We start from the raw sequence: 13,186 nt of genomic DNA on the forward strand, positions 1-13,186 counted from the left end.
GATACCTTCTACGGCTACGGCTTGGTGGTTGAGCAGTCGGCAGATCATGGCTTGGTTTACTGGCATGACGGCGGCAATGACCTTTTCTCGGCCGAATGGCGCCACCTGTCAGACCATGATACGACCCTGTTCACCGCGGGCCTTTCCGATGACGCCTTCATTGCGATGGAGCACCTGCTCGACCAGCTGCCGTAATCCCACGGCCCCAATGAAGTAACCGTCATGACCAACGCCCTGCCGCTGCCCTGTACCTCCGCCGCGAGCGAGAATGGTGAGCTGCATGTGGATTGCCCGGATCAGCGCGGCACCCTGCTGGCCACTGTGTTGGGGTCCAGCCTCGCCTTTATTGTTGGGTCGATCATCAATGTGGCCCTGCCGCAGATGCAGGCGGATTTTGCTGTCGGCCCAACCGGGGTGCAGTGGATTGTGAATGCCTACCTGTTGCCCCTTGGCGCTTTGGTGCTGATCGGTGGGGCCATGGGTGATCGTTATGGGCGCAAACGGATCTTCATGGCGGGGCTTGGCATCTTTGCCGCCGCTTGTGTGATCTGTGCGGTGGCGTGGAGCTTCCCAGTCCTGATGCTCGGTCGCGCGTTGGAGGGGCTGGGGGCGGCGATGTTGGCGCCAACCTCCCTCGCGATTATCGCTGACGGTTTTTCCGGTAAAGAGCGGGGTGTAGCCATTGGCACCTGGGCTGCCGCTGGCGCTATTGCCGGTGCGCTGGCCCCGGTTATGGGCGGGGTGATTGTTGATTTCGCCGGGTGGCGTTGGGCCTTTGTCGCGGTTACGCCGGTAGCGCTTTACGCGATGATTGTCGCCCGCCGGTCGGTGCGGGAGAGCACCGCCGATCCCGATAGCCTGGTGCCCCTGGATTGGGCCGGTGCCGGTCTTTCTGGGGCGGCGTTGTTCGCGCTGATCTGGGCACTGGTGGCTTTCCCTGATCAGGGCGCGACGGGGATTGTGCTGGGTGCTTTGACGGTGGGGATTGTGCTTTCGATTGCCTTCTTACTGGTTGAGCGGCGCAAGGGGGAGGCGGCCATGACCCCGCTCACCCTCTTCAACAACTCAACCTTCGCAGGTCTCTCGTTGCTGACCCTGTTTTTGTACATGGCACTCGGCGGGTTGCTGGTTCTGTTGCCCTACGTCCTGATTGATGAGCTGGGGTTTAGTGCCACCGCCGCTGGGGCCGCGATCTTGCCCTTCCCGTTGGTGATGGGCCTGTTATCCCGCAGTGTTGGCGGTACACTGACTGAGAAGTTTGGCACCCGAACACTGTTGGTGGTCGGCTCCGGGCTGGTTGGCCTGGGCTTCCTACTTTTCTCCCTCATGCCGGATGAGGGGGTCATCTACTGGCTGCATGTCCTGCCAGGGCTGTTGGTGCTAGCGCTCGGCATGGCGGCCTCAGTGGCGCCGCTCACCACCGCGGTTTTGAACAGTGCTGGCGATCGGTTTGCGGGCGTTGCCTCTGGCATCAACAACGCGATCTCACGCATCGCCGGCCTCGTCGCCACGGCATTGCTGGGTCTGGTGCTGATCAACTCAGCGGACAATCTGTTGATTGGGTTCGCCACTTCGGCCTGGGTCGGTGCTGGGCTTTCCCTATTAAGCGCACTCGCCGCTTTGGCCTTTGTCAAAGGTGGCACTGGTGGGGTTCACGGCTAGGCTAGACGGCTTGCTTCAGTTGCAGTTAGCGCCGTGGTCAGAAGTCATATGAGCGTAGTGTCTGAGGTGGAACATATACAGGCTGCTCATGCTTCCCGACTCAGCAAAGTAAGGCGTCATTCTAAGGATGACCTCACGGCACATTGGGAAAATACTGGTGATATCTAGGCGCCAACGTTGCGATAGGTCAGGTAGTTTTCGGCCAGCAAAGTAAATGCGGGATGGTCCAGCGCTATAGCGCGTGTGGATCTTGTTCGACACCACCTCAAGTAGAAGGCCATCAGATAGTTGACGTGGATCTAAGCTGTCTTTTTCTCTGCCCAGGAAGAACTGATCATTTGGTGTGCGGAACACCCTTACCTCTTTGGGTGCAGCTAGCAGAAATGCTGGCTGTCGAAGTCTCTTTTCCTGCAGGCGAATTCTTGGGTCGCCGCGTTCCTCCGGGCTGACGCTCTGCAAGTCCTTCAACCAATCCGGGTGTGCGGACTTGCTCCTCTTCCCGAACATCAATTCGTAGTTCAGGCTGCTGGCATNTGCCGAGATTGGCGCCGATACCAACATAAGGATTATCAGGAGAAGCTTCATCGCCTCTTACTTTATGCTTTGAGACATCGCCTGACGACGAGTTGCGTTAAACCTTTACGCTAAACACGCCATACTATCTTAACGCCTCACAACTCCTTTAGCTACCATGGTTGTGTCCGTTGCTGGGTCGGTTTCTGGCTTATTGAAAGCTAACTCCCGCACCAGTTTGTTAAGGATCGCGTCGTGGAATTCTTCGGGTTCTTCGACGGTCATGACGAAGGCGCCGGGGCCGCCGATGATGTCGCGTTTGTAATGCAGCTCTAGTGGTTCCCCGCGCGGGCCACTCATCCCACCGCCGCGATAGTTAAGCGCGAGGCCGTTGATGGTGATGCCCTGTGCGATGACGGCTTGGCGTACCGCCTCCAACGGTCTGCCGCCCCGTTGACCACTATCGCCTGAGACATCGATCACCTTGTTGAACCCGTCATAGGCATTGCCCTCAATCATCTGGGCACCCTTGAAGATGGCGTTGGAGATTGAGTTCCAGCCATAGGCCTTGCGCGGTGTTTGCCGCAGCACGGCGGCGAAGCGTTCGGCGTCCTCCGCGGTCTCGATCAAATGCCAATCGGCGATGATCTCCTGACTATCCGCACCGCCCCATTCGATATAGGCGACGGCCAGCCGGCCAAAGCTACTGGATTGAATGACGCTTAACACCTGCGGGTCCGTAATCGCGGCTGCGTACCCCTCTCGCTGCACCGCCAGTTCAGCATCTGAGATTGAGCCTGAACCGTCGGCGGCGATTACAAGTTCGGTGGACACTGGCAGGGGTGAAGACCCCGACTGTGCATCGCTGTACACCGGGACCAAACCAATAAGCACTAGCGTCAAAAGCGCTAAACTGAGGGTGGTCCAAGATGCTCTACCGAGTGATTGGTGGGTCCATACGCGCATGCCGGTCAGCTTACCCGAGTGGGTGCACAAATTCTTGTGTTATCGCCGGTTCTCGCCGGGCCCTTTGCGCGGTCGGTAATTGGGGATTTTTGCGCCCAACTCTGCTAAGGTGTTGAGAGTGAATAAATCAACGAAATCAGAGTCGTTATGAACTGCCCAAGCCTTCGTAGATCTTTAGTTGTGGCCCTGGTCATTGGTCTGATCAGTGCTGCGCCCGGTGCTTATGCTGCCGCTGGCGACCCGGACTCACCGAATGGGCAGATTATTTACAATGGGCAGAACCCACAGATCGCTGCATTTACCGCGAGTGTGAATGACACGATCCAACGTTGCCGTTCCGGTCGTGGCTCACCAACATTGCTCAATCGTTTGCGTAATCAGCTGAACTCAATCGCCTTTTCTCGCGCGCAGCTGAGTGAGCAAGACATCAAATACCTTGCTGAGATTTATGCCGGGTCGTTCGAGATGGAACTGTTCTGCTAACCGGTCCGAATTCGACGATTAGCCGCGTGGACGACAGTAGTAACGGGTAAGCCAGACCTGCTGGATCGCCTCACGCATCGATTCACCCTCATCATTTTGCCACCTAACGCGCCGCCCATAGGCAACGACCTGTCGCTCTAGATTGGTGGCAAGCTGGGTGTTGATCACCCGGGCATTAATGCATTGGGACTGAAGCTGGTTAACCCGTTGAATGATGCCGGGAACCGTTCGGTCTGGACCCTCATATTGAACCGGATAGAAAACCGATTGTTCGTAGCCGCTTTGAGCCATGGTTGAGCTTGGTGCCACGATTGTCCCCAGCCCAATCATTGAGATGCCTAACGCGGCGAAAAGAACCGAACGAACAGTCATTGGATCAACAAGCCCCCAACCCATAAATAACTGGAATACCTAATAAGAAGGGTACCTTGATGCGTTTGATATTCAAGTCAAATCGGCGTTTTCAACCGGTAGTGAACACCCTATCTGCTAGCCCCAGCGATAGTTGAAACTAACGCTGATGCGTTCTTCATCTGTGTCGTTCAACAAGACTTCATGGCGAAGCCAGCTCTCCCAGAGCAGCACATCGCCGGATTCGGGCTGCACATAGACGAATTGGCGCTGATCTTGGCGTGCCTCCGCCAGACGCCCTGGCGCTGCCATCATCATGGCCAGGCGGGGATCCTCAAACCGGATGGCGCTGGCGCCCGGGGGCATGGTGACATAGGTGGTGCCGCTGATGATGCTGTGCGGGTGGATATGACCTGAATGGGTACCGCCTGGGCCCAGGATATTGATCCACAGACTGTCCAGCGTGACTTCCTTCCCGCCCAGATCGAACTCAAGCTCCTCAATGAACGCAACCACATGGGCGTCCAGCATCCGCTTAAGGTCGGCAAAGACAGGAAACCGCCACGGTAGGTCGTTCAGCGAGCCATAGCTGGTATAGCCGGGATACCCCTTTTCTTCACACCAGGCCTGGCCCGCCTCATCATCCTCGGCAATGGAAAGGCAAGAGGCTTCAAGTTCACCCGGGTTCGTTGCGTGCTCAAGCGGCGGGTCCAGCGTCTCGGCAAGGCTGCCTAGCTGGGCGCGATAGAGGCGGGTGACGAAGAGGGAGGCAATCTGGCTATCGGTCATGGCGTGTTATCCGCTGGTCCGGCCCTAAGGATGGCATGCAATGCTGATGGTGTTAGCCCAAACATGTCCTTGAATGCAGCACTCAAATGGCCCGAGCTCGCGAAACCCGCCTCATGCGCGGCCATGGTTAGGTCCCGCCCCTGGCGTAGCAGCGTGACCACCCGCGCCATGCGCCGCCACAACCGGTAGCGACGAAAGGGTAGGCCTGTCGCCTGCCGGAACAGGGCTTGAAACCGGGATGGGGATAGCGGCACTAAGGCTGCGGCCCCGGCGATGGTGTCAAAGGCCTCGGGCTCTTCATCAATCTGGCGAATGATTGGAACCAACCGGGGGTCGGGTGCCCCACGCGTTGGTACACCCAGCGCCATAGCAAGCGCGTCGGCGTCTTTAAGCGCGGCCGCCCCTGCCGCCATTAAGCGGTCATAGGCAGGGCTTAAATCCACATGTTGAAGCGCGTGATGATCGTCGCTTAGGGCATCCAGATAGAGGAAGGCCATGGGCCCCATCGCCACAAGGTGGTGCAGCTGCCCGGGCGGTATCAGGGCAATGGTCTTGCTGGTTGCGCTGCCGGGTTTGTCCGCACCGTCGAACAGGGTCAGCTGATATGGTCGGTCGAGGTCAATCGCAATGGTAGCCACCGCATTTCGGTGGGGGTCGAGTGCAAGGCCTGGTCCGGTATAGGCGGCACGGGTTTGAGTGACCGAGACGTGACCGGTTTCAAACGCTGTCCTGCCGCCATCCATGTTCTATCCCATCGGGTCGATCTCGCATGTCCTTACCCAGCATTGATAACTCGCGATGGCCAGTGGCGCCAAGCCGATCAGATCGGCAATCGCAATGGTCCTTAACGCCCCGTCGGGCAATCCTGCCCGGGCATAGACCAGCAAGAAGCCAATCATGCTGATCGCTGTCACCACGCTGGCCACTGGCCTGGCGCGGTGGTCAAAAGCTGCCCAGACAGCAACCACCACAATGCCCAGAAACAGGGCGCCGCGATGGATGATTAGCACCCCCGCCGTGCCGTTGGGATCGAGCTGGTAAAGGCTCTGGGTTAGTCCGGGCATGGCCAGAACGGCGGCGGGTGCCAAATGAAGAAGGGCAAGCAAGGCCCAGCAGATGGTGGTGATAAGTGCCATTGGGTGCTCCAGTTTTACCCAAGGCTATTGCCGATATCGCCCTTAGGCTTTCAAAAACCGACTACGCAGATGGCTGCTGGTCATTTTAAGAAGTGTTGCTGTTTTGGCACGCTGTTTGCATATGCCCGTATGTGTGAGGCAGCCCATTCATCACTCGTAACCAGAAGGGGGATCGAGATGACGGCTGACATACAGCAGGACCTAGCAGATCGGTGGCGCAACCTGATGACCCAGTGGGGTCTGCCACCCTGCGTTACGACATTTAACCAACTGATCCAGGCCTATGATCAGGGCCATCGCTACTATCACAACCTGACCCATCTGGCGGCGAGTTTACGCCAGCTTGATCTGGTGGCGGACCGGATCGAGTGGGCAGACCGTGTGGCTATGGCAATCTGGTTCCATGATGCGATCTACAATGTTCATGCCGACGACAACGAGCAGCGGAGTGCCGATTGGCTCGGCATTTTCCTTGATCAACATCAGGTGGATCAAAGCCGAATCCGGTCAGTTCAAGATATGATCCTGGCCACCAAAGATCACAATCCGGGCCCGGGGGCGTATCAGCGCTCTATTCGGGTGATGCTAGATATCGACCTCGCCATTCTTGGCAGTAAGCCGAGAGATTTTGTGACTTATGAGGAAGGTATTCGCCGGGAATACAGCTTCGTGCCCAATCACACCTACCGGGCCAAACGATCCGAGATTTTGAGGTCATTCTTGGCGCGCCCGCAGATCTACAAGTTCCCCTATTTCCTAAAACGGTATGAGGAACAGGCGCGGGTCAATCTGATGAGGGCGGTCAGTGCCTATTAGCTGAAATCAAAGCGCTTCACCGCGCACGATCCGTGGCAAGCTCCCTACGCTGCCCATCGCGTGACGCATGAAGAAACGTTTTGCTGGTGGAAGACGCTCGACAGCGGCGAGCCCTAGCTGGCGCAGCCGCCGAACCGGTCCCACACGGTTGGAGAACAGGCGGTTTAGGCCGTCTGTCACCACCATCAGCGTGACATTATCCCGGCGCCGCCACCGCTGGTAACGGGTCAGCACATCCGTTGATCCGATATCGAGGCCCAGGCGTTTCTTATCGACCACCAGTTCTGCCAGGGCCGCGACATCACGCATGCCCAGGTTCAGCCCTTGCCCAGCAATGGGGTGGATGGCGTGGGCAGCCTCCGCCACCAGGGCGGTGCGCGGTGCGATGTATGACCGGGCGTGTAAGACGCTAAGCGGGTAGGTGAAGCGTCGGCCTTCCACCGCAACTTCGCCCAGATACTCCCCGAACCGGTTCTGTAGCTCTTGGTTGAAATGCTCTTCGCCTAGCTCAACCATGCTGGCCGCCTTGCTGGGTGCCTCGGTCCAGACAACGGAAGATCTCGACCGGCCATCGGCGGCATCCGTCATCGGCAGGACGGCAAAGGGCCCGGCCGGCATGAAGTGCTCAAGCGCCAAATTGTTATGCGGCTTGCTATGGGTGACGTTACAGACGATGGCGGTCTGATTGTACTTCCAGTGATCGATCCCGATCCCGGCGGCTTGGCGCGTTGGGGATTGGCGGCCATCGGCCCCAACCAGCAGTGCCGCCTCAATCACTCGGCCATCTTCAAGGTGCACTTCAACCTTGCCGCCGCGCTGCTCGGTTTTCGTCACTGCCATGGGGGCCTCTAGCCGCACGCTGGGCAGCGCCTCAATCCGGGAGATCATTGCCAGGCGAAGGTCGCGGTTATCAACGATATGCCCAAACGGCTCATCCCCCACATCTTGGCTATCGAAATGTAGGAACAGGGGGGCGAAGTCATCGGCGATCCGAATGTCTTTAATCGGTTCAGCCTGACCACGGTCGAGGACTAGATCCCAAACCCCCGCGGCCTCCAGTACCCGGCGGCTGGCAAGCGAGATCGCGGTGGTGCGCCCGTCATAGGTTTTGTCTGTCATGGCGGGCATGCCCAGCCTGTCCAGGCAAACACAATCCACACCGGCAGTGCCCAGCAAGCTGGCTAGGGTCATACCGGCAAGGCCACCGCCGACGATGACAATCTCTGTTCGTTCAGGCTTGGGCTGTTTGGTGGCAGGCATGGCGTTTTCAACCGGTGAACGGGGTAGCTGTCTCTACAGTTCCTAATATGGCGACAGCAGGCGCGCAGCAAAAAGTGTGGAAACGTCGCAACCAAGACGCAGCGCCAGAGTCTGAATTGGCTAAATATTGGGCAGATATTCGAGGCTGCCTCTGATAAGTGCACAAAAAACCAGCGGTAATGATGCGCGCATATTCGGCAGCCAGCTCTGGTGCAGAATAAATTTTAAAATCTTTTCAACTGGTTAACTCAAATATGCCGCGCTGCACAAAAGACGGCACGCATCTTGTAAAAGCGCTTGTCGGAAATTTGCCGCTTGGCCCGATGACGGCCTGAAATCACCAGCGGCGTTATAAGGGGAGGCGTTGGCCACCGATGAAACTCATTCTAGCGATCATCAAGCCATTCAAACTTGACGATGTCCGTGAGGCGCTCACCGCGCTCGGCGTCGAAGGTTTGACCGTGTCTGAAGTTAAAGGCTTCGGGCGTCAAAAAGGTCAGACAGAAATCTATCGGGGGGCTGAGTACTCGGTCAGCTTCCTGCCCAAGGTGAAATTAGAAATCGTGGTGAGTGACGATTTGGCTGATCAAGCGGCCGAAGCGATCCAGAAAGCTGCGAATACCGGCCGTATCGGCGATGGCAAAATCTTTGTCCTCGACGTGGCTAAAGCCGTGCGTATTCGCACCGGCGAGACCGATGCCGAGGCGGTCTAGCACCCTTCACTCACAGCTTAATCAGCTTCCCCACTAAACGTTTGCGGAGAACCGATAAGATGAAACTCAACCTTACCAAATGGGCATTGATGGCCGCGGGTATTGCCGCGTTCATGATGCCGGCGGATCCGGCGGCGGCTGCCGTTTCGGATGAAACCGCTTTTGTATTTAATACCTTCTCATTCCTGATTTGCGGCGCCTTGGTCATGTGGATGGCCGCTGGTTTCGCCATGCTTGAGAGCGGCCTCGTCCGGTCCAAGAACACGGCGACCATCTGCCTGAAGAACATCGCCCTCTATTCCGTGGCGGGCATCATGTACTACCTGATCGGCTACGATCTTATGTACACGGATGTGAGCGGCTACATCGGCTCGTTCTCCTTCCTCTACAACACCTCTGAGGCTGAGTTGGCCCTGCTTGGTGCTGATGAGGCCACCCCAGCGCTGATTGCTGCTGTGACTGACAACGGTTACTCGGTGATGTCTGACTGGTTCTTCCAGATGGTGTTCGTTGCGACCGCTGCGTCGATCGTCTCCGGCACCCTGGCTGAGCGGATCAAACTCTGGCCGTTCCTGATCTTCGTTGTCGTGCTGACCGGCATCATCTACCCGATCCAGGGTTCCTGGACCTGGGGCGGTGGCTGGCTGTCCGAGATGGGCTTTAGCGATTTCGCAGGCTCAACGATTGTGCACTCTGTCGGTGGCTGGGCTGCCCTGGTTGGTGCCTTCATCCTCGGTCCACGTAAGGGCAAGTTCGGCCCAGACGGCACTGTGAACCCAATGCCGGGTGCAAACCTGCCATTGGCCACACTCGGTACCTTCGTCCTGTGGCTCGGCTGGTTCGGCTTCAACGGTGGCTCACAGCTGGCGCTGGGTTCTGCCCTCGACGCCTCTGCCATGGCGATTGTCTTCGTGAACACCAACCTCGCCGCTGCTGCTGGTGTGGTTGCCGCGATGCTGGTTAGCCAAGCGCTGTTCAAGAAGGTCGACCTAACCATGGCCCTGAACGGTGCCATTGGTGGCCTGGTGGCCATCACCGCTGGTCCCGACCTGACCAACCACCTGCTGTCGATCATCGTCGGCGGTATCGGTGGTGCGCTAGTCGTCTTCGCCATTCCCGCCATCGATAAGATGAAGGTCGATGACGTGGTCGGCGCGATCTCAGCTCACTTGGTTGCTGGTATCTGGGGCACGCTCGCTGTCGCTATCTTCGGTAGCGGCACCTTCATGGTCCAAATCATCGGTATCCTGGCCGTTGGTGTCTTCGTCTCTGTGACCAGCGCGATTGTCTGGTTCGCTCTGAAGGCAACCATTGGCATCCGCGTCACTGAAGAGGACGAGGAAGCTGGCCTTGATAAAGCTGAGCTGGGCATGGAAGCCTATCCAGAATTTGGCCACGGCTCACAAACCCTCGCCTAATTCGGCTTTAGCCGATGTCGCGGTTTAGCGACTGAAAACAGATAGTTAAACGGCCCGACGGAGTGTTCCGCCGGGCCGTTTCTTTTGCCGTCTTGCAAGCCTTCAGGAATGCGTTGTGCGCGAACCGTTTGGCGATTTCATGCGTTAGGTCGAATGTTACAGTTCAAAGACAAAAAGAACGGAAACGCCCCCAAATGCTTGCGAGACTACTCGGCCGTGAAACGCCGGAAACCACAACGCTGGAAGTGATCGGCCTGGTGAAAGGCACCTACAAACCTACCACTACCTTCGCCGCTGATGGCTGGATGACCGCCGATAAGATGGTGAAGAAGATCGATCGCGCCCTGCGCAGTACGGGGCGCCTGATGGATGCTGACAGCAAGGCTTTGCTGGTCACGGCTAAAAAGCATCTGGAGCCACTGGCCGAGAGCAATAGCAGCTTGCTTTTAACCTATCGTCGGCCTAATCCACCGCCGATGACCTATCCCGACGTTGTCACCGACCCCCGCTGGACTGAGAAGTTTCAAGCCTTCCGCAGCGCTGTCGAACCACTCGCCGATAAGGTGTTCAAATCCAATTTCTCCGCCGACATTGCGCAAAAATACGCCTATGCCGATGCGGCCACAAAAGCCAAAGCCGCCAAACGTGATGTGGGGTACCGCATCGCCATGGCGACAGGCATGTAAGCAGCCAAGTTAGCGATACAGTGACCGAGAAACCCGCCCCAGCCATATCCGACGAGATTATTGAGGCGGTCGATCTAGCGGTCGAACGCAGCCTGCGCGGTCGCCTGGGCCGCAGCATGGTCATGATCGGTGAGACCGAGGAACAGCGCGGCCGTGCGATCAATGCCATCCTTGGCACCGTGATGGATCACCGAAATTACGGCATGCCGCTTCATGGTGCGGTTGATAACTCCCTGGCCGAGCAGCTGGCCCGCGTGGCGGTTTTTGTCGGTAAGCGGATTGAGGGTGATAACGGCCCTGTGGACCGCCTTAAACGCGTTGTTAGTGGCTTCCGCCGTGCCCATTTAGGCGATGATGTCCGGCTGAAGGATACCGAGATCGGCGTCGCCGATAGCGGTGAGATGAGCATGGATTTGCCCGATCTGTTGGAAGAGCTGGGCAAAGCAACCAAGGCCGTGGGCAAGGTGGTCGTTATCCCGGTGGGTGAAATGCAAGGCTTCTCAAAGCCAGATATGACGAGCCTTCTGATGGCCCTACACCGGGTTAATCAGCAATCACTACCAGTGATTTTGGTTGGTGCCGGCTCCCCAGAAACGCCGCGCCTAGCTGGCGAGGCCCGGTCTTACAGCGAGCGGATGCTCGACTTCCCGCAATTGCCGGTCACACCGAAGCCAGGTGCCGATGGTGCAGCACCGGACAACCGGCGAACACGTCGCCCTTAGCAACATCTGTATATCGGGTAATCAGCCTAGTGAGGCTGGTGGGTATGCTGTGGCGCTTGGTTTGGCGCTGGCACTGGCACGGCCTGTGCCGCGTCTGGGCCGCTGGAGAAGTAGATTGCACCGTCTGGCATCTTACTGCCGGGGGCATGGCCGGTGATCTGGGTCGCTAGTTTCCGTTCCTCAACATAGCCAGGACCAGAACCAAGCTTCACGGTTCGGCGGACGCCTGATGGGATCAGCTCACCTGATGGTTCTTGAAGACGTTGTCTGCGTGGATCGGCACCGTTGCGGTAGGAAGCGGCGCGGGGCTCTGTGTGGGTTCGCTGGCGCGTCCCTGCCCCTCGTCTGGTGCTATGTGCCCTATTGTCGGCGGGGGCTGCCCCCGTCACCGTGCCATCGAGCGGCATCGTCATCCTTCTCACTTCCACTTAATAGGAAAGGTGACGTGTTGATGGCCTGGTTACAAGGAAATTCGCGTTTAAAATACCTGCTGCACTAGTTGTTGGCGGTTGTCTCAGCGTCGGATGCCGGTGAAATCAGCCACCTCACCACGAAAACTGCGGCGACCGCGCCAACCAGCTGTGCCGCGATAAAGCCTGGCGCATCAATGGGCCGGATACCGGCAAAGGTGTCCGTAAACAGCCGTGCGATGGTCACCGCCGGATTGGCAAAGGAGGTGGAGGCCGTGAACCAATACGCCGCCGTAATGTAAAGGCCGACCAGCCAGGGGATCGCCGCCTGCGCATGGCGGAGGGCAACCAGAATGGTCAGCACCAACCCAAAGGTGGCGATAAACTCAGCCAGCCATTGGCCCGGGCCTGTCCGTTCCGCGATGCCTAGTACCAGCAGCGGATGCTCAAACATCGCATGGGCGGCGAGGGTGCCCAGCACGCCAGCAACCACCTGCACGGCCACATAGCCCAGCGCCAGAACGGCACTGATCTCCCGCCGCATCAGGAAAGCGAGGGTCACCGCCGGGTTGAAATGCGCGCCAGAGATGGGGCCAAACAGGGTGATCAGCACCACCAGAATGGCGCCGGTTGGGATCGTGTTGCCAAGCAGGGCGATGGCGACATTACCATCGGCCAATCGCTCCGCCATGATGCCGGAGCCAACCACCGTCATGAGCAGAAAGGCGGTGCCCAGGGCCTCGGCGGCAAGCGCCCGCGCTGTATTCACTGTCATAAAGCTTACGATTGCCCCGGCTTGGGAATGACGATCTGGCCGTCTTCTTTGATGAAACCTTGCTCTGTCAGCTGGTCCTTCTGCTCACCGGTCAGGATCTCAATCACCACCTCCGATGGCCGTGATAGGCGCACACCTAAGGGCGTTTCGACCAGGGGACGGTTGATCAGGATCGGATGCCCCATCATCGCATCAAGCAGCTGATCATCACTGAGGGTTTCATCGCCAAGGCCAAGCTCTTGAAACGGCGTGCCCTTCTCCCGCAACACGTCGCGGATGGACAGGCCCGATGATTTGATCAGCGCGGACAGGCGTTCGCGGCTGGGCGGGGTCTTTAGATATTCCACGACCTCCGGCTCCAACCCGGCGGCACGCAAGAGTGCCAGCGTGTTCCGGGAGGTTCCACATTTGGGGTTGTGATAGATGGTGGCGCTCATGCTACTTCCTTTTTCGTTCAAAGGTCGTCGGCTTGGGTCAATTGCGCTG

The 13,186-nt window shown here is 58.1% G+C and carries 17 protein-coding genes; 8 read left to right on the forward strand and 9 right to left on the reverse strand.

The genetic code is table 11. The annotated features are described in order from the left end of the window. Together KI792_08890 and KI792_08895 are read left to right on the forward strand one after the other, a co-directional pair. Nucleotides 1–195 (forward strand): hypothetical protein (locus tag KI792_08890; protein ID MBV6633133.1); only part of this gene is annotated, 195 nt, incomplete at its 5' end. Nucleotides 196–222: 27 nt separating this feature from the next. Next, nucleotides 223–1,662 carry an MFS transporter gene (locus tag KI792_08895; protein ID MBV6633134.1) on the forward strand — a complete coding sequence of 480 codons (1,440 nt, stop codon included), beginning with the start codon at nt 223–225 and terminating at the stop codon, nt 1,660–1,662. A 663-nt stretch (nt 1,663–2,325) separates the two neighbouring features. Here the strand turns inward: KI792_08895 and KI792_08900 are convergent. Continuing rightward, complete coding sequence (locus KI792_08900) at nt 2,326–3,009, reverse strand: DUF1194 domain-containing protein (GenBank protein ID MBV6633135.1); 684 nt, start codon at nt 3,007–3,009, stop codon at nt 2,326–2,328. Between the two features lie 312 nt (nt 3,010–3,321). On the opposite strand from KI792_08900, the gene KI792_08905 reads away from it, so the two are divergent. Beyond that, entirely contained in the window at nt 3,322–3,624 is a 303-nt protein-coding gene (locus KI792_08905; GenBank protein ID MBV6633136.1) for a hypothetical protein, read from the forward strand. A gap of 18 nt (nt 3,625–3,642) precedes the next feature. Here the strand turns inward: KI792_08905 and KI792_08910 are convergent, their stop codons facing one another. The 4 genes from KI792_08910 to KI792_08925 all read right to left on the reverse strand — a co-directional run bounded on the left by KI792_08910 (nt 3,643) and on the right by KI792_08925 (nt 5,900). Next, nucleotides 3,643–3,996, reverse strand: coding sequence for a hypothetical protein (locus tag KI792_08910; protein ID MBV6633137.1), 354 nt, complete (start codon nt 3,994–3,996; stop codon nt 3,643–3,645). A gap of 117 nt (nt 3,997–4,113) precedes the next feature. Next, nucleotides 4,114–4,764, reverse strand: coding sequence for a hypothetical protein (locus tag KI792_08915; GenBank protein MBV6633138.1), 651 nt, complete (start codon nt 4,762–4,764; stop codon nt 4,114–4,116). Next, nucleotides 4,761–5,507, reverse strand: a complete 747-nt coding sequence (locus KI792_08920; protein MBV6633139.1) for a helix-turn-helix transcriptional regulator — start codon at nt 5,505–5,507, stop codon at nt 4,761–4,763. Before KI792_08920 ends, KI792_08915 begins: the two co-directional genes overlap by 4 nt. Before the next feature lie 3 nt (nt 5,508–5,510). Further along, entirely contained in the window at nt 5,511–5,900 is a 390-nt protein-coding gene (locus tag KI792_08925; protein MBV6633140.1) for a hypothetical protein, read from the reverse strand. A 177-nt stretch (nt 5,901–6,077) separates the two neighbouring features. Between KI792_08925 and KI792_08930 the strand changes: the two genes are divergently transcribed. Then, nucleotides 6,078–6,716, forward strand: coding sequence for a hypothetical protein (locus KI792_08930; protein MBV6633141.1), 639 nt, complete (start codon nt 6,078–6,080; stop codon nt 6,714–6,716). A 6-nt stretch (nt 6,717–6,722) separates the two neighbouring features. On the opposite strand, the gene KI792_08935 is transcribed toward KI792_08930, so the two are convergent. Beyond that, complete coding sequence (locus KI792_08935) at nt 6,723–7,976, reverse strand: UbiH/UbiF/VisC/COQ6 family ubiquinone biosynthesis hydroxylase (GenBank protein MBV6633142.1); 1,254 nt, start codon at nt 7,974–7,976, stop codon at nt 6,723–6,725. Between the two features lie 374 nt (nt 7,977–8,350). Here KI792_08935 and KI792_08940 point away from each other — a divergent pair, with 374 nt between their 5' ends. The 4 genes from KI792_08940 (at nt 8,351) to KI792_08955 (ending at nt 11,515) form a co-directional block, all read left to right on the forward strand. After that, nucleotides 8,351–8,689, forward strand: coding sequence for a P-II family nitrogen regulator (locus KI792_08940; protein MBV6633143.1), 339 nt, complete (start codon nt 8,351–8,353; stop codon nt 8,687–8,689). A 59-nt stretch (nt 8,690–8,748) separates the two neighbouring features. Then, on the forward strand, nt 8,749–10,107 hold the full coding sequence (gene amt / locus KI792_08945) for an ammonium transporter (protein ID MBV6633144.1): 1,359 nt from the start codon (nt 8,749–8,751) through the stop codon (nt 10,105–10,107). 194 nt (nt 10,108–10,301) lie between these two features. After that, nucleotides 10,302–10,793, forward strand: coding sequence for a hypothetical protein (locus tag KI792_08950; GenBank protein ID MBV6633145.1), 492 nt, complete (start codon nt 10,302–10,304; stop codon nt 10,791–10,793). Nucleotides 10,794–10,813: 20 nt separating this feature from the next. Beyond that, nucleotides 10,814–11,515 carry a hypothetical protein gene (locus KI792_08955; GenBank protein MBV6633146.1) on the forward strand — a complete coding sequence of 234 codons (702 nt, stop codon included), beginning with the start codon at nt 10,814–10,816 and terminating at the stop codon, nt 11,513–11,515. A gap of 26 nt (nt 11,516–11,541) precedes the next feature. Here the strand turns inward: KI792_08955 and KI792_08960 are convergent, their stop codons facing one another. The 3 genes from KI792_08960 to arsC all read right to left on the reverse strand — a co-directional run bounded on the left by KI792_08960 (nt 11,542) and on the right by arsC (nt 13,137). After that, nucleotides 11,542–11,928 carry a hypothetical protein gene (locus tag KI792_08960; protein MBV6633147.1) on the reverse strand — a complete coding sequence of 129 codons (387 nt, stop codon included), beginning with the start codon at nt 11,926–11,928 and terminating at the stop codon, nt 11,542–11,544. 82 nt (nt 11,929–12,010) lie between these two features. Continuing rightward, nucleotides 12,011–12,700 carry an aquaporin family protein gene (locus KI792_08965; protein MBV6633148.1) on the reverse strand — a complete coding sequence of 230 codons (690 nt, stop codon included), beginning with the start codon at nt 12,698–12,700 and terminating at the stop codon, nt 12,011–12,013. 5 nt (nt 12,701–12,705) lie between these two features. Beyond that, nucleotides 12,706–13,137, reverse strand: coding sequence for an arsenate reductase (glutaredoxin) (gene arsC, locus KI792_08970; protein ID MBV6633149.1), 432 nt, complete (start codon nt 13,135–13,137; stop codon nt 12,706–12,708). Nucleotides 13,138–13,186: the final 49 nt, after the last annotated feature.

The organism is Alphaproteobacteria bacterium SS10 (assembly GCA_019192455.1).
Lineage (GTDB): Bacteria > Pseudomonadota > Alphaproteobacteria > TMED2 > TMED2 > TMED2.